Source organism: Rubrivirga sp. (assembly GCF_965213695.1).
Classification (GTDB): domain Bacteria; phylum Bacteroidota; class Rhodothermia; order Rhodothermales; family Rubricoccaceae; genus Rubrivirga.
This window is the reverse complement of the sequence record NZ_OZ243912.1, coordinates 3,970,739-3,990,239: the sequence shown is the minus strand read 5'-3', so window position 1 is coordinate 3,990,239 and position 19,501 is coordinate 3,970,739. Positions and strand designations below refer to the sequence as shown.

At 70.4% G+C, this 19,501-nt stretch carries 13 protein-coding genes; 5 read left to right on the top strand and 8 right to left on the bottom strand.

Annotated features, from left to right (window positions below):
* Positions 1–90 precede the first annotated feature (90 nt).
* Positions 91–972: a sulfurtransferase gene (locus ACOOHE_RS17615; protein ID WP_420455400.1), complete on the bottom strand. Its 882-nt coding sequence runs from the start codon at positions 970–972 to the stop codon at positions 91–93.
* Between the two features lie 1,139 nt (positions 973–2,111).
* Between ACOOHE_RS17615 and ACOOHE_RS17610 the strand changes: the two genes are divergently transcribed.
* The 3 genes from ACOOHE_RS17610 (at position 2,112) to ACOOHE_RS17600 (ending at position 10,373) form a co-directional block, all read left to right on the top strand.
* Positions 2,112–5,606 (top strand): TonB-dependent receptor domain-containing protein, encoded by a 3,495-nt coding sequence (locus ACOOHE_RS17610; RefSeq protein WP_420455399.1) that lies wholly within the window; start codon positions 2,112–2,114, stop codon positions 5,604–5,606.
* A 76-nt stretch (positions 5,607–5,682) separates the two neighbouring features.
* A complete protein-coding gene (locus tag ACOOHE_RS17605) occupies positions 5,683–9,297 on the top strand; it encodes a hypothetical protein (protein ID WP_420455398.1) in 3,615 nt (1,204 codons plus the stop codon).
* Positions 9,298–9,341: 44 nt separating this feature from the next.
* Complete coding sequence (locus ACOOHE_RS17600; RefSeq protein WP_420455397.1) at positions 9,342–10,373, top strand: PorV/PorQ family protein; 1,032 nt, start codon at positions 9,342–9,344, stop codon at positions 10,371–10,373.
* Positions 10,374–10,809: 436 nt separating this feature from the next.
* On the opposite strand, the gene ACOOHE_RS17595 is transcribed toward ACOOHE_RS17600, so the two are convergent.
* The 6 genes from ACOOHE_RS17595 to truA all read right to left on the bottom strand — a co-directional run bounded on the left by ACOOHE_RS17595 (position 10,810) and on the right by truA (position 16,050).
* Complete coding sequence (locus ACOOHE_RS17595; RefSeq protein ID WP_420455396.1) at positions 10,810–11,817, bottom strand: YpdA family putative bacillithiol disulfide reductase; 1,008 nt, start codon at positions 11,815–11,817, stop codon at positions 10,810–10,812.
* Between the two features lie 71 nt (positions 11,818–11,888).
* Positions 11,889–12,440: a tRNA adenosine(34) deaminase TadA gene (tadA, locus tag ACOOHE_RS17590; protein WP_420455395.1), complete on the bottom strand. Its 552-nt coding sequence runs from the start codon at positions 12,438–12,440 to the stop codon at positions 11,889–11,891.
* A gap of 65 nt (positions 12,441–12,505) precedes the next feature.
* A complete protein-coding gene (locus ACOOHE_RS17585; protein ID WP_420455394.1) occupies positions 12,506–13,756 on the bottom strand; it encodes an arginine deiminase family protein in 1,251 nt (416 codons plus the stop codon).
* Positions 13,757–13,803: 47 nt separating this feature from the next.
* Positions 13,804–13,995, bottom strand: a complete 192-nt coding sequence (locus tag ACOOHE_RS17580; RefSeq protein WP_420455393.1) for a hypothetical protein — start codon at positions 13,993–13,995, stop codon at positions 13,804–13,806.
* Positions 13,996–14,009: 14 nt separating this feature from the next.
* The gene (locus tag ACOOHE_RS17575) at positions 14,010–15,305 is read right to left on the bottom strand and encodes a hypothetical protein (RefSeq protein ID WP_420455392.1); all 1,296 of its coding nucleotides are present in this window, start codon (positions 15,303–15,305) and stop codon (positions 14,010–14,012) included.
* 4 nt (positions 15,306–15,309) lie between these two features.
* Positions 15,310–16,050 (bottom strand): tRNA pseudouridine(38-40) synthase TruA, encoded by a 741-nt coding sequence (truA, locus tag ACOOHE_RS17570; protein WP_420455391.1) that lies wholly within the window; start codon positions 16,048–16,050, stop codon positions 15,310–15,312.
* 186 nt (positions 16,051–16,236) lie between these two features.
* Between truA and ACOOHE_RS17565 the strand changes: the two genes are divergently transcribed.
* On the top strand, positions 16,237–16,773 hold the full coding sequence (locus ACOOHE_RS17565) for a shikimate kinase (RefSeq protein WP_420455390.1): 537 nt from the start codon (positions 16,237–16,239) through the stop codon (positions 16,771–16,773).
* A 77-nt stretch (positions 16,774–16,850) separates the two neighbouring features.
* On the opposite strand, the gene ACOOHE_RS17560 is transcribed toward ACOOHE_RS17565, so the two are convergent.
* The gene (locus ACOOHE_RS17560) at positions 16,851–17,447 is read right to left on the bottom strand and encodes a ribonuclease HII (protein WP_420455389.1); all 597 of its coding nucleotides are present in this window, start codon (positions 17,445–17,447) and stop codon (positions 16,851–16,853) included.
* 476 nt (positions 17,448–17,923) lie between these two features.
* Between ACOOHE_RS17560 and rho the strand changes: the two genes are divergently transcribed.
* Positions 17,924–19,492, top strand: a complete 1,569-nt coding sequence (rho, locus tag ACOOHE_RS17555) for a transcription termination factor Rho (RefSeq protein WP_420455388.1) — start codon at positions 17,924–17,926, stop codon at positions 19,490–19,492.
* Positions 19,493–19,501 lie beyond the last annotated feature (9 nt).

The following is a 19,501-nucleotide window of genomic DNA, read 5'->3' as shown; positions in this document are numbered from 1 at the left end:
CCGTGCGTCTGTGGGTCGGTGGTCGGCGCGTGGGGTACCGTCCGCCCTCGCGATCACCGCTCGGCCGACTTACCGGTTCCCCGGCCCCGGTCAGTCGCCGATCCCGCCGTCGTCGTCCGGGACGCCCTTCTCGACCGGGACGCCGACCAGGTTGCCCCACTCGGTCCACGAGCCGTCGTAGTTGCGGACGTCGTCGAAGCCCAGGAGGTACTTCAGCACGAACCACGTGTGGCTGGACCGCTCGCCGATCCGGCAGTAGGCGATGGTCTCGTTCTTGGGGTCGAGGCCCTGCTCGTCGAGGTAGATCGCGTCGAGCTCGTCGCGCGACTTGAACGTGCCGTCCGCGTTGGCGGCCCGGCTCCACGGCACGTTGAGCGCGCCCGGGATGTGGCCGGCCCGGAGCGCCGCCTCGGACTGGGGGTTGCCCGGCGCGTGCGAGATCTCGCCGATGTACTCCTGCGGGCTCCGGACGTCGACCATCGGCCCGCCCTCCTTCATGTGGCGCAGCACGTCGTCGCGGAAGGCGCGGATGGAGCCGTCGGGGCGAGCGGCTGTGTAGTCGGTGCTGGGGTAGGTCGGGACGGCCGTCGTCATCGTCCGGCCCTCGGCCTCCCACTTGGCCCGGCCGCCGTCCATGACGCGGCAGTCGTCGTGGCCGAACATCTTGAACGTCCAGAAGGCGTAGGTGGCCCACCAGTTGGCCTTGTCGCCGTAGAACACCAGCGTCGTGTCCGGGCGGATGCCGAGCCGCGAGCACAGGGCCTCGAACGGCTTCTGGCCGATGTAGTCGCGGACGTCGGGGTCCTGGAGGTCCGTCTGCCAGTCGACGTGGACGGCGTTGTGGAGGTGGCCCGTCGCGTAGAGCAGGACGTCCTCGTTGGACTCGATCACGCGGACGCGGTCGGTGTCGGCGAGGTGCTTGGCGACCCAGTCGGTGGAGACGAGGACCTCGGGGTGGGCGTGCTCGGACATGGAGGGGGAGAGGGGGAGGGCGGAAGGTACTCGGCCGTCGAGGCGGCTCGGGCGGGGAGGGCCATCGCAACCTCCATCTCCGCCAAGCTCGAAGCCCCACCCTTGTCATCCTGACCCCGAAGGGACGGCGCAGCCAACGGAGTGAAGGATCTCAACGCCAACCTCCCGGACCTCCGGTACCGGCGCCGACGGTCTCGGGGACGTGAGTCGAGACCCTTCGCACGCTCAGTGCTTCGACAAGCCGCTACGGCCGAGTCCGCCGCGCACCGGAGCTCGTTAGGGGGTCCACCTTCCCCGTCTGCGCGGGGAGCAGGCCTGGACAGGCTGACAAGGGGCGGCTTCCACAGTTGGCCTCTCTCTTTCAAGCCGCCATTGGCTGGCACCGTCGCTTCGCGGGGGTAACGGGGTCGGGGGTTGGGAAACGGGGTCCTCCGTGTAAAGCCTCCCCGTACCAGCCTCGACAGGGGGAGGCAGAGGGGGTGGACCGAGCCGAGCGCGAGGCGGCGTGTCCACCACCCCTGTCCCCTCCCGTCCAGGAGGGGGACGTCGTAGGCGGGCTCAGCGTCACCAAACGACTTCTTAAGCGGCCCTGGGGCAGGCCCGCGACGCACAGATCTACGGGGCGGATGCGGTGCCTCCCCGAAGGTGGCCGGCGCCGCCAGAGTCACCTTCGGCGGTGCGCAGGCTCTTCACAGGGACCCCCGTCGCCCGGCCACATCGGGCCGTATGGGCTCCCTGGGCCGGCCGAGGCCGTGCCGACAGGGCGAGGACTGATGGAAAGGTGGGGGGACGCCCGGGTGCCTTGACACTCTTTTCGGGGGCCGGGTATATTCGGCCTGTCGCTTAACACGTCCTTTACCGAACGCCACCCGCTCAGGTTGATACCGTCCTCACTCTCTCAGGACCAGCCGAGCGTGCGTGGGCACGCCAGGGCGAAGCGCGACCGCGGGGTCGCATGGGCCGTTCGGGCGGCCCAGGACCCAGACCCGGGGCGTAAGACTCGTCCCCACTGCTCCGGCCTCCGGGTCCCGGCATCACCCGACCGGCGTCGCCTGACGCCTTCCCTCCCGGGCCTCTGGCGCTCGGGCTCACACACCACCCTTCAGGAGGTAGCAATGTTTCGTTCACTGAGCACCGTCGTGCTCCTGCTTCTGTTTGCGCTGCCCGGCGTGGCGCTGGCGCAGAACACAGGAAAGCTGTCCGGTCGCGTGACGGACGCCGGCACCGGAGACCCCCTCATCGGGGCCAACGTGTACCTGCCGGACGTCCAGCGCGGTGCGGCCACCGACATCGACGGCAACTACACCATCCTCGGCATCCCCGTCGGCCAGTACGACATCACGTACTCGTACACGGGCTACCAGTCCGAGACCATCACCGACGTCGAGCTCTCGCAGGGCCGGACCCGCACGCTCGACGTCGAGCTCTCGTCCGAGTCGCTCGGCGAGGTCGTCGTCGAGTACGAGCGGCCGCTCATCCAGGCCGACGCCATCGGCGTGCCGAAGGTGGTGACGGGTGAGGACATCCAGAACCTCCCGGTCCGCGGCGTCGAGAGCGTCGCCTCGATCCAGGCCGGCGTCGTCTCGAACGACGGGTCCGAGACCCTCAACATCCGCGGCGGCCGCGGGGAGGAGGTGACCTACTACGTCGACGGCGTCAAGGTGATCGGCGGGTCCGCGGGCCGCGCCATCCCCCAGTCGGCCATCGCCGAGCAGGAGATGCTCATCGGCACGATCCCGCCGCAGTACGGCGACGCGACGGCCGGCGTCATCTCGATCTCGACGCTGTCCGGCGGCAATAACTTCTTCGGCTCGCTCGAGGCCATCACCTCGACCGGGCTCGACTCGTTCGGGTACAACCTGGGCGGGATCTCGCTCGGCGGCCCGATCGTGAGGGACTTCGCGAGCTTCTTCATCTCCGCCCAGGGGACGTACATCGAGGACGACTCGCCGTACGCCCTCGAGACGCTCCAGCTCAACGACGACGTCTACAACACGCTCCAGCAGTCGCCCCAGGTGATCCGCGTGAACCGGACCGGCGTCGACGACGCGGCCCCGGCCGGGACGCTGTTCACCGACGACGACTTCTTCTACGTCCCGATCCCGGCCTCGCTCGACCCCTCGGTCGACGCCGACCCGTCGCTCCCGACGCTCCAGCGGACGTTCGACGTCGACGCGCTCGCGGAGGCCTTGGGCTTGGACGCCGGTGACATCAACGGGAACCCGCTGTTCGCCTACGACCTGTTCACCGACGAGAGCCAGTTCTCGACGCGGACCGGCAAGGACGACCCGTCGACGGAGATCTCGACCACGGGCAACCTCGAGTTCCGGCCGGTGACGGGCGTGAACCTCCGCATCGGCGGGGCCTACTCGTTCCTCGACGACCGGAACTTCTCGTTCAGCCGTTCCCTCTTCAACCGGGACCGGTTCACGACGACCGAGGACGAGGTCTCGCGCGGCTACGCCTCGCTCCGCCAGGTCCTGTCCAACACGGCGTTCTACCAGCTCCAGGCCGAGTACTCGCACCGGTTCCAGAACGTCTACCCCGAGGAGTTCGGGAGCGACATCCGGAACATCCTGAACTACGGCGACATCGACGCGCCGCAGAACGCGGTGGCCCGGCGGTACTACACCTTCAACAACGCCACGGGGGCCTACAACCCGACCTTCCAGGACGGCTCGATCAGCCCGAACGCCTCGAACCAGGGCATCGGGTTCGACGCCCCGGGCACGGCCCGGACGAACTACTCCAAGTTCAGCCAGGACCAGTTCCGCGTGTTCGGCTCGGCCCAGACCCAGGTCGGCGTCCACGAGATCTCGTTCGGCGGTGAGTACGAGACGCAGACCCAGCGGTCGTACTCGATCGGCTCGTCGTTCGCGCGGTCACTCGCGCGGTGCGCCGCCGACGGCAACGTCGAGCTGGCGTGCTTCGACGCCGACGGTGACGGGGTCGCGGAGTCCGGGGTCGCGAGCTACGACCAGCTCCCGTTCACCACGGGCGGCGGCTTCGGCAACCCGCGTGGCAACGTCCGGTACTACGGCTACGACTACCTCGGCCTCAACGAGGTCGACGAGGACGACCTGGAGGCGTTCGTCGGCATCGACACCAACGGCGACGGCACGCCGGACCAGTTCGACCGCGGCGTGGCCCCGTACAAGCCGCTCTACTACGGCGGTTACGTCCGGGACCGGGTCGAGTACCGGGACTTGGTGATCGACCTCGGCCTCCGGGTCGACGTGTTCGACAACAACACCCGCGTGCTCCGCGACCCGTTCGCGCTCGCCGACATCTACCGCGTCGACGACGTGCTCGGCGGGACGGCCCAAGGGATCAACCCGATCGCGAACCTGCCCTCGAACATCGAGGGCGACTACGCGGTCTACGTCAATGGCCAGGACGTTGTGGGCTACCGCGACCTCAACGGCCAGTTCTACACGGCGGAGGGGGCCCGGACCGACTTCTCGACGATCCTGTCGCAGCTCGGCGGCTCGCCCCAGCTCGACGTGACGAGCAGCCCCAACGGCCAGCTTACCGAGTCGGCGTTCCAGGACTACGAGCCCCAGCTGACAGTCATGCCGCGCATCGGCGTGACGTTCCCGGTTACCAACCGGGCCTTGTTCTTCGCGTCCTACAACGTGACGAGCCAGCGGCCGAGCGAGAACGCATTCGCGTCCATCCAGGACTTCGTCTACGCCTCGGAGAGCTCGGGCACGCTGAACAACTCGAACCTCAAGCCGGAGACGACGACCCAGTACGAGCTCGGCTTCCGCCAGTCCGTCCTGGACCGGGCCGCGATCACCGTCTCGGGATTCTACCGGACCCAGCGTAACAAGATCACGCTCCGGGCCTTCAACCAGGCGTTCCCCTCGGGCTACACGGCCTACACGAACCAGGACTTCACCACGACGAAGGGGCTCGAGCTCGCGTTCGACCTCCGCCGCACGCGGAACCTCCAGGTCAACGCGAACTACACCTTGCAGTTCGCGGAGGGGACCGGCTCGGACGCCCAGTCGGCCAACCTGTTGAACCTGCGGACGACGACCTTCGTCTTCCCGGAGACGCTGTCGCCGCTCTCGTTCGACCAACGCCACAACGTCAACGTCTCGCTGGACTACCGTCTGGGCGAGGACGAGGGCCCGATGATCGGCGGCATCCGCCCGTTCGCCGGGTTCGGCCTCAACCTCCTGGGTGTGTACAAGAGCGGCAACCGCTACACCCAGCTCGACGAGAACTCGCAGCAGTCGGACTACGCCCAGAACATCGGTTTGGGCATCGTCGGCTCGCCGAACGAGGTCGTCATCCCGGGCACGAGCCGGATCGACCTCAAGGTGGACCGTGGGTTCAACCTCGGCGGCGCCAACTTCCGGGGCTACGTCTGGGTCCAGAACCTCCTCGACTCGGACAACGTGGTCGGCGTCTACCGGACGACCGGGCTCGCCGACGACGACGGGTACCTCGCGACCGACCCCGACGTCATCGCCAACCTGGGGAGCCAGATCCAGCGCGACGCCTACCGCTTCCTGTACTCGCAGTTCGTGGGCGGCCCCGTGGAGCCGGGTACAGGGTTCAAGACGAGCGGCGCTTTCTATAGCCCGCCGCGCCGGATCCGTCTGGGCGTCACCCTCGACTTCTAACTCCCCGCCGCGCTCACCCCGCCCGCGCTCCGGCGCGGGCGGGGGCCCGGACCTAGAACCCGATTACTCTCTACACATGACTACCCCTACCACCCTCGCCCGGCGAGCGGCCCTCGTCCTCCTGGGCGTCGTCCTGCTCTCGGCGGACGCTAGCGCGCAGAAGCTGATCCCCGAGGGGCCCGGCAGCGCGCCGGCGCGGCTGTCGACGGAGGCCGCCGCAGCGACCGCCGCCGCCAACTCGGCCGAGTGCTCGCTCGGCCAGGTCGACATGGACCTCAACATCAACAACGTCCGGGCCAAGATGTACAACATCGGCGGCCTGTTCTGGCGTGGCGGCGGGCCCCAGTACGAGGTCCCCTACAACCCGAACTCCGAGAACCCCGGGCCGAACTCGATCTTCGCCTCCGGCATCTGGATCGCCGGCCTCTTGGACGGCAACGAGAGCAACCTCCGGTTTGCCGGGGCCACCTACAGCAGCTGGGAGTTCTGGCCCGGACCGCTCGACGCCAACGGCGAGACGAACGCCGGCCGCTGCGCCTCGTTCGACAAGATCTGGCGCGTCAACTTCTCTGACGTCGAGGGCTACACGGCCAACGGCCAGACCCCGACGATCAACCAGGACCTCCTGAACTGGCCCATCGCGCAGGGCGCGCCGTACTTCCAGGACACGAACGGCAACGACCGCCGCGATCCGGACGAGCCCCGCATCGAGCTCAACCTCGGCGACCCCGGCTACAGCCTGACCCGGGGCGGCGGCGCGACGCTCGACCTCGCGGCCGGCTTCCGGCCGGACATCATCGGCGACCAGGCCGTGTGGTGGGTCATGAATGACAACGGCAACACCCACGGGTGGAGTGGCGCGGCGCCGCTCGAGGTCGAGGTCCGGGCCCACGCCTTCGCCTTCTCGACGGCCGACGCCCTCAACAACACGACGTTCTACCGCTACCAGTTCATCTACCGCGGCCCGAGCAACCTGGAGGGCACCTACATCGCGCTCTGGTCGGACCCCGACCTCGGCAACTTCGGCGACGACTACGTCGGCAGTGACCCCGACCTCGGCCTGGGCTTCGTCTACAACGGCGACAGCGTGGACGAGGGCCCGGGCGGCTACGGCGCGCTCCCGCCGGCGCTCGGCTACGACTTCTTCCAGGGCCCGCTCGTCGGCAACGGCGAGGGCTCCGGGTTCAACGACGGCATCGACAACAACAACAACGGCGAGATCGACGAGGAAGGCGAGCGGCTCCAGGTCGAGACGTTCTTCTACTTCACCAACCAGGGCGGCCCGACCGGCGACCCCGCCGCCAGTGAGGACCGTGGCCTGGTCTCGTACCGGCTCATGCAGTCGCAGTGGAAGGACGGCGTGCCGTTCACGCGCGGTGGCGACGGGTACAACCCCGGCAGCACCGACTTCGTCGACTTCGTCTTCCCGGCGGACCCGCCGGCCTTCTGGAGCGAGTACAACGCGAACGGCCTGGGCCGCGCGAACCTCCCCGACGACCGCCGCTTCGGCGTCGTGACGGGGCCGTTCACGTTCAAGCCCGGCGACGTCCAGGAGGTGGTGTTCGGCATCGTGTGGGCCCAGGCCCCGCAGGCCTGCCAGGCCACGGCCACGCCCCAGATCGCGTCGCTCCAGCAGTTGAAGTTCGACGACATCACCGTCCAGGGTGCCTTCAACGCCGACTTCAACCTGCCGACCCCGCCCCCGGCGGTCAACGTCCAGGCGACGGCGCTCGACCAGGAGATCGTCCTCCAGTTCGACAGCGTCACCGGCGACAACGAGGACATCTTCAGCTACGAGGTGGAGAGCCCGTTCGCGACCAACGACGCGCTCGACCGGACGTATAACTTCGAGGGGTTCCAGATCTTCCAGTACCGGAACGCCCAGGACACCGAGGGGACGCTCATCGCGACCTACGACCTCAACAACTCGGTGACCACGGTCATCGACGACGGGCTCGACTGCAACACGGGCGCGATCATTAACAACGTTGTGGCCCAGGGCAACAACAGCGGGACGGCGGTCAACACGCCGACCTCGATCGTGATCCAGAACGACGTGTTCACCGGCAACGAGCTCCGGAACAACACGACGTACTTCTTCGGCGTCCAGCCGTACGCGTACAACGAGTTCTCGTCGCCGAACCGGATCTTCGCCGCTCCGGTCACGCGCGTGTCCGTCCGGCCCTCGCTCTCGGCGCCCCGCGCCGATGGGACGGTGGTCCAGGCCGCGTCGGGCGACCAGCTTGAGGTCACTCGGGGCGAGACGACGGTCGGTGAAGGCGTGATTCAGGCCCGGGTCGTGGACCCGAGCCAGATCACCGGCGACACCTACCGGGTCGAGTTCTTCTCGCAGGTGATCGGCATCGACCAGCACGGGACGCCCGACGACCCGTCGGACGACACCGACATCCTCGGGACGAACTACCGGATCGTCAACGCGACGACCGGAGAGGTCATCCTTGACGGCGAGCGGTACTTCAACCGGACCGGCATGGTGCTGCCGCAGAACACGAACGTCGCCCGCGTCGATGGCATCGCCTTCGACGTCCAGGGTCCCGAGCCCGAGCTGTCCTCGCTCGTCGAGGTCATCGGAGGCGAGATCACGGACACGAACCTGGCGTTCAGCCTGGGGTCCGCTCCCGCCCCGAACCGGTACTTCATCTCGGCCAACGGGGCGAGTGCGAGCCGGGCCGGCGTTCTCGGCCGGATCGACTGGCAGGGCGGCGTCGCCGCGCGCGCGCCGATCGACTACGAGATCCGATTCGTCGAGAACCCCGACGTCAACGGCCAGATCGTCTTGAACCGTCAGTGGGACGGTGAGGACCCGGCCGAGGCGTTCATGACGGGCTGGGTCGAGGCGACCGGAGTCACCCTCGCCGACTCGGACGGCGACGGGGACCCGGACGAGATCCAGTACGACGGCCTCACCGTGCGCGGTGGGTCGGAGGGCCGGATGCCGTTCCAGGTCTGGGAAATCGGACCCGGTGGGGAGCGTCAGGTGACGGCCTCCATCATCGACGACACCGGCGACCTCCTGTACTCGCCGTCGCTCGGTCAGTTGACCTATGCGTTCGGCAACAGCGACGCCGTGTACGAGCGGATCTACACCCGGGCCCACGCCTACGACGAAGCCGCCGCGCTCGCGGACCCGCTGGCGTACGCGAACGCCTACTTCTCGCAGCCCTCGACGGTCGGCCGCGTGCTCGTGGTCCCGTTCGATGGGGGGGCCTACGTGCCGCAACCGGGCACCACGCTCCGGTTCGTCACGACGAAGCCGAACCTCCCGAACGACGTCTACACGATCAACACGGCCGACACCCGCGCCGTCACGGCAGACGCGCAGACGGCCGAGGACGCCCTCGACCTGATCGCGATCACGCCGAACCCGTACCGCGGAGCCTCGGGCTACGAGGCCTCGGGCGACAACCGGATCGCTCGGATCGTGAACCTCCCGGCCCAGGCCACCGTCCGGATCTTCACCCTGAGTGGGACCCTGGTCCGCTCCCTCGAGAAGGTCGACGACGGAAGCACGACGATCGACTGGAACCTCCAGACGGACGCCGGCCTCCAAATCGCAAGCGGCATCTACCTCATCCACGTGCAGGCCCGTCGTTCGGACGGCAGCGTGATCGGGGAGCGGGTGCTGAAGTTCGGCCTCGTCCAGCGCCGCGTGCAGCTGGACGTGTACTAAGCCGACCCCTCACCATCCGCATCCACACAGAGACCTCCACTCTCATGAACCGCACACTTCTCCTTCTGGCCCTCTTGGTGGGCGCCCTCGCGGCGCCCTCCCAGGCCCAGACTCGTGACGTGGAAGGGGACGAGCGCGCCGGCACCGCCGGCGCCTCGTTCCTCCTCGTCCCCTCGACCGCACGCACGACGTCCCTCGGGAACGGGCTCACGGGCGGCCTCCGGTCGCTCTCGGGCATCGAGGCGCTCCAGTCGAACCCGGCCGCCTTGATGGCCAACGACGGGACCGAGGCCCTGTTCAGCTACAACAACTACGTGGCGGACATCGGCGTCAACTACTTCGGCGTGGCCCAGAGCTTCGGGAGCTCGAACATCGCCCTGTCGGTGACGTCGTGGGACTTCGGCCAGCTCGTCCGGACCGACGCCGAGTTCTCGGACCCGACGGACCTCACGTTCGACGCGACGGCCGTCGTCGTCGGCGCCAGCTACGCCCGGGCCTTTACGGACCGGATCGCGGCCGGCGTCACGGTCAAGGCCATCAACGAGTCCATCGACAACATCGACGGCAACGCCGTGGCCTTCGACGCCGGCATGACCTACACGGTCGGCGAGAGCGGGCTCCAGTTCGGCGTCAGCCTCCGCAACTTCGGGACCAAGATCAACTACGGAGGCAACGGCCTGAGCCAGACGGTCGCGCTCGATCCCGACGGGGGCTCGTTCCCCGTGGCCCTGGAGGCCGACAGCTACGAGCTCCCCTCGCTCCTGAACTTCGGCGCGACCTACTCGCGCGAGTTCGCCGGCGACCTCACGGCGTCGGTCCTGGGCAACTTCCGCTCGAACGCTTACGACCAGGCCGAGTTTGCCGGTGGCCTGGAGCTCGGCTACGCCGACCTGGTGTACGCCCGGGCCGGCGTCAACATGATGCCGGAGCAGGACCGCAACGAGTTCGAGATGTGGAGCGTCGGCGCTGGCGTCAACGTCCCAGTCTCCAACTCGTCGATCTCGGTCGACTACGCCTTCCGCTCGATGGGCGACCTCGGCGAGACGAACCTAATCACCGCCAAGATCGGGTTCTAAGACGGCCACCCGTCCGACCGCACCGAGGGGCGGCTCCGAGTGATCGGGGCCGCTCCTCGTCTGTAATACCAAGTCCGGTTGATCTGTGGCTGGTCGGGACTGGAGGGAGTGGGGCGTGTGGGGGTGTGGGCGTGGGATGCCGTCTCCCGCCACACCCCCACAGGGCTATCGCAACCTCGGTTCCATCCTCATCTCAGTCCGCCCTCCTTGTCATCCTGACCGCGAAGCGCGGCGCAGCCAACGCACGTGAAGGACCTCAACGCCGCACCTTCAGGTTTCCAGTACCGGTGCTGGAGTCCTGAGCGCCCGAGTCGAGATCCCTTCGGCTCCGCTCAGGACATGCCTTCGCGGGCTCAGGATGACACACTTGGGGAGTATGCGATACCCCTGCACACCCCCACACTCCCACACCCCCACACTCCACCCGAATTTGGTATTACGGCTGGCCGACGGCCTCCAGGTCGGGGACGGGCAGACCGGCAAGGTCGGCTGCGATCCGGGCCGCGTGGATCCGGCCGTTCTCGATAAACCACCGGCTCGTGGCGTAGCCGCCGCAGACGGTCCCCGCGAGGTACACGCCGGGCCGCGTCGATTCCATCGTGTCGGGGTCGACGACGGGCGCCCGAGCCTCGCCCTCGAACGCTAGGCCGAGACGCTCCAGAAAGTCGAAGTCTGGGTGGTAGCCGGTCAGGAGCAGGACGAAGTCGGCGGGGGCGGTGCGCGGTCCGTCCGGCGTCGCCAAGCGGACGGCGTCGGGCGTGATGGCCTCAACGGTCGTGTGGAAGTGGGCCGCGATGGAGCCCTCCTCGATCCTGTTGAGGAGGTCGGGCCGGATCCAGTACTTCACGCTCGTCGTGATCTCGCTGCCCCGGACGACCAGCGTCACATCGCCGCCGTGCCGGTTGATCTCGAGCGCCGCCTTCGCCGCCGAGTTCTTCGCGCCCACCACGACGGTCCGCCGGCCGCTGTAGCGGTACGGCTCCTTGTAGTAGTGCGAGACGTGGGGGAGATCGTCGCCCGGCGCGCCGATCCGGTTGGGCTGATCGAAGAAGCCGGTCGCCACGGCGACGGCCCGCGCCGCGTGCGCCCCCTTCGAGGTCACGACGGTAAACGCGCCCCGCTCGCCGTCGACGCGCTCGACGTGCTCGCCCAGACGGACGTCGAGCCCCTCGCGCTGGGCGACGCCGCGGTAGTAGTCGATCGCCTCCTCGCGGCGGGGCTTATAGAACGTCGTCGCGAGCGGGTGGCCACCGATCTCGAGCAGCTCAGGCGTCGAGAAAAACTCCATCTGCGTCGGGTACCCGACGAGCGAGTTGACGAGGGCCCCCTTCTCGATCACGCGCGCCGAGAGCCCCGCGCGTGTCGCTTCGAGCGCGCACGCCAGCCCAATGGGGCCGGCGCCGATGACGAGGAGGTCGACGGGGTCTGTGCGCGGCGTTTCCATGGGCTCAGAACCCGCCGGCCGGCGCCGAGGTTGCCCGTCCGCCGTCAAGATCCGGGGAGCCGGCCGGACGCTCAGCCCGGCTCGGCGGGACGGTGGGGCGGGGGCTCGCCGTCGGCGCCGTCGCCGGCGACGGTCGTGGGCGACGGCGTGGGCGTGCCGCGGCGGGCGCGGAAGAACGTGCGGAGGAGGTCGGCGGAGGCCTCGGCCTCGACGCCCGAGACGGTCTCGATCTGGTGGTTCAGCCGGCGGTCGCCCGGGATGTCGTAGAGCGTCGAGACGGCGCCGGCCTTCTCGTCAAGCGCCCCGAACACCAGCCGGTCGATCCGGGCCCAGACGAGCGCGCCGGCGCACATCGGGCACGGCTCGAGCGTGACGTAGAGCGTGCACCCGCCGAGCACCTTGGTCCCTAAGGTCTGGCAGGCGGCCGAGACCGCCAGCATTTCGGCGTGGGCCGTCGGGTCTGCCAGCCGCTCGACCTGGTTGTGGCCGCGCCCGACGACCTGCCCGCCCTTGACCACGACCGCGCCGACGGGCACCTCGCCCGCCTCGAACGCGCGCTCGGCCTCCATCAGCGCCAGGCGCATCCAGCGGCGGTCGGGGTCGAGGAGCGAGGCGAGGGACATGGGGGAGGGGTAGAGGGGTCGGGAGGGATGGAGGGATGCGGAGTCTCTGCCCGTCCCTCCATGCCCTATCCCGCCTCCCTCGACAACGGCATCGTCATGCAGCGCGGGCCGCCGCGCCCCCGCGAGAGCTCGTTGCCCGACAGGCGGACGGCGATCCGGGCGTCGGACGTCGCCGCGGTGTCGCCGTAGTAGTCGAGGAAGCTCTCGGCGTCGACCACGTGGAAGCCCTCGGCGCGGAGCGCGTCGTAGGTCGCCCGGTTCCGGTCGTAGCCGACGACCAGGCCGGGCCGGATGGCGAACAGGTTGGCCCCGTCGGTCCACTGCTCGCGCCGCTGGCGGACGGGGTCTGAGCCCCCGCACGGGACGAACGTGTAGGCCCGGCCGGTGACCTCCTCGAGCGCGTCGCGCAGCGTCCGGCACGGGCGCAGGCGGAGGTCGTCCGGGTCGCCGTCGATGGCCTCCAGGATGAACGTGTGGTCGTGCGCGTCCTCGATGATCGGGGGGAAGACGACGCACGTGTCGGCGTCGGCGAAGGTGAACACGGTGTCGAGGTGCATGCAGTAGCGCGCCTTCGGGAGGTTGACCATGACCACGTGCTCGACGGCCGTCCGCGCGAGCAGCTCGCGGGCCACAGCGAGGACGCCGCCCAGGCTCGTCCGCTCGCTCTGGCCGACCAGGACGACCTTCTCGTCGACGACGAGGAGGTCGCCGCCCTCGAACGAGACGTCCTCGGGGAGCTCGATCACGCGGTCGCGGGCGTCGGCGAAGCGGGGGTGGTGGGCGTAGATCGTCCCCATGATCACGCTCTCGGGCGCGCGCGCGGCCGTGGCCGCGTGGCTCAGCAGAACGTGCTCGCCGACGACGGCCGACAAGTCGCGGGTGAACATCAGGTTCGGCGTCGGGAGCGCCGTGACGGGGAACGGGGCCTGGCCGGTCACGGCGAAGTGCAAGAGCGCGTCCGCGTCGAGCCCCTTCAGCTCGCCCTCGTACGCCTCGAAGTTGCGGTACGGCATCCGCTCGACGAGCCCGTCGACGAACGCCGCGCGGGCGCCGTCCTCGCCGAACGTCTCGCGCAGAAGGTCAGTTACCTGGAGGACGGCGTCGTCGCGACCGACCGCGGCTTGGAAGAGGCGGACGAGCGTCGCGTGCTCGCCCCGCGCCTCGTCGACGAACAGGATGTCGTCGAACAGCAGGTCCTCAGCGTTCTCGGGCGACACCAACGCCATCTCGTCACCCGGCGTGTGGACCACGACCTGCCGGAGCGGCGCCGTCTCGGACGGGATCTGGAACGGGGCGACGGTGGTCTCGACGGGCATGGGCTCTGCGGGTGGGCAGGGCAAGCTACCAAGCACCGCCCGCCCGCTCAGCGCCGCCCCTTCTCGCGGACGAGCTCGACAAAGCGCAGGATGGCGGCCACCACGATCAGCACCACCACCACCTTCACCACGAGCCCGAGCAGCCACCCGGCCAGCTTGAGCACGAACGCGAGCACGCCAAACGCGGCCACGAGCACGATCGCGGCGAGGAGGATCTGGAGCAGGCGCTGGATCAGCATGGTCCCGGGGGGCGTCAGAGCTGGAGGGCTTCGTAGGCGACGACGGCCCGGCCGGCCGCCGGGCGTCCGCCTCCGATCACGATTCGGCCGTCGCCGAAAATAGTTGCGACGTGGTCGGACCGGGGGACGAGAAGCTGGAACGCGGGGGGGAGCCGGAACGTCCGGCCGACGCCGGCCGCGACGACCTCGACGGTGCTGACGGGGGCGCCGTCCGCGTCTCGGCCCCCGACGACGAGGGCCAGGCCGCCCCCGATGTCGACGGCCGCCGCGCCCGTCCGCGACGTCTGGAGGGCCGGGCCGGGGCGGACGCCCAGGCTAAACGGGAACGCGCCCGTGCCGGGCGTGGACCAGCGGAGCGCGAGCGCGACGGGCCCGTCGGCCCGGCCGTAGGCGACGGCGGTGGCCGGGCCCGTCGGGGCGAAGGCGATGTCGGCGAGGCCGGCGAACCCGCTGGCGCCGCCGCGCGGTGACAGCCGCTCGAGTTGGAACGAGAGACCGCCCCCGTCGCTCACTCGGAACACGTCGACGGTCGACGAGACCGACAGGCCCGATCCCGACGGGACGCGCCCGCCCAAGAGGTAGAGGTACGTCACGCCGTCGAGCACGACGGCGCGCGCCGCGTGGCCGACGCGCGCCGGGCCGTCCTCGCCCCCCACGACCTCGACCTCGCGGGACTCGCCGCTCGGCCCGACCCACTCCGGCGCCCGGACGACGTCGGACGCGGTGCCGCCCGTCGCGCCGCCCAACAGGAGCACGCCGTCGGCGACCGGCGTCGCCGTGTGGCCCGCTCGCGCGTGGAGCAGTGGGACCTCGGTCGAGAGCACGCGCGGGGGCTCCAGCCGGAGGATCGAGGCCGACGCGAGCGCCTCTCCGCTGACACCGACGCCCCCCGAGACGAGCGCGCGGTCGCCGTCGAGCCGGGCCACCGCGGCGTCGGCCCGGGCCACCCCGTCGCTGGCGTCGACGAAGAAGTCCTGGCGGACCGGGAGGTAGAGGGCGTACAGGGTGTCGGTCTGGACCCCGCCCAGCTCGTCCGTCACCGTCAGCGGGAGCACGTTGACGCCGCGCACGAGCGTCCGCTCGACGACGAAGGCGGCGGCGGTCGTGTCGAACGGGACCTCGGCCCCGCCAACGCGGAGCGCGAGGGGGCCGCCCTGCCCGTCCGGCACGATCCGGAGGCGGAGGTCGGGCTCGACGAGCACGACGCTGAGGTCGGGCGACGTTACCAGCCGGCTCGTCCCGACCGCGTCGATCGGGACGCGGTCGCAGCCGGCGAGGGCGAGCAGGCTCGCGAGGACGAGGAAGCGCACAGGCTTAGGGGGCGTAGTCGACGCGGTCGAGGACGAGCCCGTGGGGCGGCGCCGCGGGGCCCGCCGCCCGCCGGTCCCGGGCCGCCAGCACGTCGGCGACGGCGGCGGGCGCCCGGCGCCCGCGCCCGACCTCGACGAGGGTACCGACGACGGCGCGGACCATGCCATGCAGAAAGCGGTCCGCTTCGATCTCGAAGTCGAGGTCGCCCGGCCGGTCGCCGGCCGTCCAGCGGGCCCGCGTCACGGTGCACATCCGGTTCGTGGTCTCCGACTTGGTCCGGCAGAACGACGAGAACTCGTGGCGGCCCAGGAGGTGGCGGGCCCCCTCGTTCATGGCGTCGAGGTCGGGCGCTGGCCGCAGGAGCACGCGCGTCCGGCGGTCGAGCGCGCGGGGCTCCGTCGACGCCCGGTACACGTAGCGGCGGCGGCGGGCGTCGTAGCGGGCGTGGAACCCGTCGGGCACGGGCTCGGCCGCCAGCACGACGACGGCCGGCGGCAGCAGCCCGTTCAGCGCTGCCCGGAGCCGCCGCAGGTCGACGGCCGCCTCGGTCACGAGGTGGGCCACCTGGCCACGCGCGTGGACGCCGGCGTCCGTCCGCCCGGACCCGACCACGCCGACGGGCTTGCGCAAGGCCGTCGCCAAGGCGGCCTCGATCTCGCCCTGGACGGTCGGGCCCTCGGCTTGGACCTGCCAGCCCCGGAAGTCGGTCCCGTCGTACTCGATCAGGAGGCGGGTGGTGGGCACGAGGGACTGGGGACTGGGGACTGGGGACTGGGGACTGGGGACTGGGGACTGGGGACTGGGGACTGGGGACTGGGGAGCATCGCGCCGTCGAAAAGTTCCGACGACTTCGCTCGTCTCAGTGGCGCTCCCGGCTCGGTTCCCGCACCTTCCGCCTTCCGCCTTCCGCCTTCCGCCTTCCGCCTTCCTGTGCCCCCCCGCATCTACCTCACCGGCTTCATGGCCTCCGGCAAGAGCACGGTCGGCCCGCTGCTGGCGGATCGGCTGGGGTATCGGTTCGTCGACCTCGACTGGCTCGTGGAGGCCCGGGCGGGGCGGACGGTGCCCGCGCTTTTCGCGGAGGGGGAGCCCGTGTTTCGGGCCGCCGAGACCGAGGCCTTGCGCGAGACGACGGCCGGCGAGGGGCTCGTGGTGGCCACCGGCGGTGGCACGCTCGTCGACCCGTCCAACCTCGTCGTCGCCCGGATGGCCGGGCCGGTCGTGTGGCTCCGGCCGTCGGTCGACGTCTTGCTCCGTCGCCTGGGCCGCGCTCGTGGCCGTCCGCTCCTGGCCGACGCGGCGGGCCGTCCCCTCCGGGGCGACGCCCTCGCCGAGCGCGTCCGCTCGCTCCTGGCCGCGCGCGAGCCGTTTTACGCCCAGGCCGACCTCGTCGTCGATGCCGATGTGCCGGCCGACTTGGTCGCTCGGGAGGTGGCCGAGGCCCTCGTCGGCTGGCGACGCGCATAGCGCTCCGGTGCGCACGGTGGGGGAGCAGGGGCACTCGCGAGGGGGTCAGCCCCATTTTCCTCCTCCCTGATCTGGAGTCACCGCGTCAGGCGGAACGAGCGGCGGTGGTGGGGGCTGGGGCCGTGGGTGGCCAAGGCCGCGTAGTGGGCCGCCGTCGGGTAGCCCTTGTGCTGGGCCCAGCCGTACACCGGGAAGGCTGCGTCGAGCGCCACCATCTGCCGGTCGCGTGTGACCTTGGCGATGACCGACGCCGCCGCGATCGACAGGCTCCGGGCGTCGCCTTTGACGACGGTCTCCTGGGGGCAGGGCGCACCGGGGACCTCGCGGTTGCCGTCGACCAGGAACACGTCGGGGACGAGGGGGAGCTCCGCCGCGGCCCGCCGCATCGCCTCCATGGCTGCCCACAGCACGTTGAGCGCGTCCACCTCGGCAGGCGAGCACGCGCCGACGCCGACGGCCACTGCCTGGCGGTGGATCTCCGGCACGAGGGCCTCTCTCTGCTCGGGCGACAGCGTCTTCGAGTCATCGAGGCCGGGGAGGTCGGCGTCCGGGGGGAGGACGACGGCGGCGGCCACGACGGGGCCGGCGAGGCACCCGCGCCCCGCCTCGTCCAGCCCGACCACCACACGGCAGCCGGCGGCCCAGTGACGGCGCTCAAACGACAGGTCGGGCATGGTGCCGAACCTACGCCCGCCGCGCCCGTGGGCCCCGAGGCGAGGTGGGCTCGCACCCGCCCGAGGCCCGGGGCCCGTCAGGCCATTGTACCCGTCAAGCCATTGTGGAGGTCCGGGGGGTTGAAGCGGCGCACGAAACCATCTATCTTGGCCTGCGTCACAGATGACGTCCCACGCGCGAACCCAACCGACGCCGCGCGGGACGTCAGGGCCAGGTCACAGCCGTCGCAGCGGAGCGAGGCGCAGCGGACCGTTCGACCACCGGCCCCCAGTAATCGCTTTCTGGCCCGGGCTTTGCCCGGCCACGAGTCCGGCACACCGGCGGCACGGCCGCCTCCGCCCTGGACTCCACCCCGCAGGCGGGCGCCGCCCGTGCCCTGCGCGAGACCCCTCCCAGGGAGACCCACGGCCCGCGCCGACGCTCCCTCCCCGACCGCGCCCCGACCGGGCGCCCCGCATCGCCACCCCGCCACTCCATGGCTGACAAGACGAGCGCGACGGCCGACGCCGACGCCCCCGAGACGGACACCCCGGACGCGCCCAAGCGGCGCCGCTCCCGGGCCCACGTCATCGACCTGACCGACTCCGGCACCTCCAACGGAAACGACGTGGAGGCCGCCGAGCCCGAGAAACCGGCCCCCAAGCGCCGGACGCGCAAGAAGGCCGAGCCGGAGCCCGAGGCCGAGGCCGCAGAGGACGAGGCGCCCAAGCGCCGCCGTCGCCGAACTCGGGAGGCCGAGCCCGTCGCCTCCAGCGACAAGCTCGACGACGCCGAGACGGCCGAGGAGCCCGAGCCCGCGAAGGGCCAGACCACGTCCTCGGACGACGACTCGGACGACGACGACGACGAGACCTCGGGCGGCGGGCGGCGTCGCAAAAAGCGGAGCCGCAGCAGCAACAAGAAGTCCGACGACGGCAACAAAGGCGGCGGCCACCCGGGCGAGCCCTTCGAGGGCATGCTCGAGCTGATCGGCGACAAGAAGTTCGGGTTCATCCGCGAGCTCTCGACGTCGCTCCAGAAGGGCGACAACGACCCGTTCATGCCGCCGCCGCTGATCCAGAAGTTCAACCTCCGCGACGGCGTCCAGCTCAAGGGCACCATCAAGCCGGGCCGGAAGGGCGCCTGGCAGGTGTCGGAGGTCACCGAGGTCATGGGTCAGGACCCCGAGGCGTGGGCCGAGACGACCGACTTCGACGAAGGGCTCGTCATCTACCCCGAGGACAAGCTCGACATCGTCAGCGGCCCGTCCGACGTGTCGATGCGCGTCATCGATATGGTGGCGCCGCTCGGGAAGGGCCAGCGGGCGCTCATCGTGGCGCCGCCGCGCGCCGGCAAGACGTTCATCCTGAAGGGGCTGGCCGCGGGCCTCGCCCAGAACCACCCCGAGGTCAAGCTCGTGGCGCTGCTCATCGACGAGCGGCCCGAGGAGGTCACCGACTTCCGCCGGAACACCGACTGCACCGTGTTCGCGTCGTCGAACGACGCCGGCGAGGACAACCACGTCCGCGTGGCCACGCTCGCCTTCGAGTACGCCCGGCGCCTGGTCGAGCAGGGCCACGACGTGGTCATCCTGCTCGACTCGCTGACGCGGCTCGGGCGGACGTTCAACCTCTACGGCGGCAACTCGGGCCGGACCATGTCCGGCGGTCTCGACGCCCGCGCGCTGCTCATGCCGCGCAAGATCTTCGGCTCGGCCCGCAACATCGAGAACGGCGGCTCGCTGACGATCGTCGCGACGGCGCTCGTGGAGACGGGCTCGCGCATGGACGACGTCATCTTCGAGGAGTTCAAGGGAACGGGCAACTCGGAGATCGTCCTGGACCGGGACCTCTCGGAGAAGCGGATCTACCCGGCCATCAACATCCGGCGGTCGGGCACGCGGAACGAGGAGCGGTTGGTCAACGACGACATCGCGCACGCGCGCAACATGCTGCTCCGCGCGCTCAACAGCCGGTTCCCGGACGAGGCCATGCAGGCGCTCATCAAGCAGATCCAGCTCAGCCCGTCGAACGAGCAGATGCTGACCGAGCTGATCCCGGAGTAGCGACGGCCA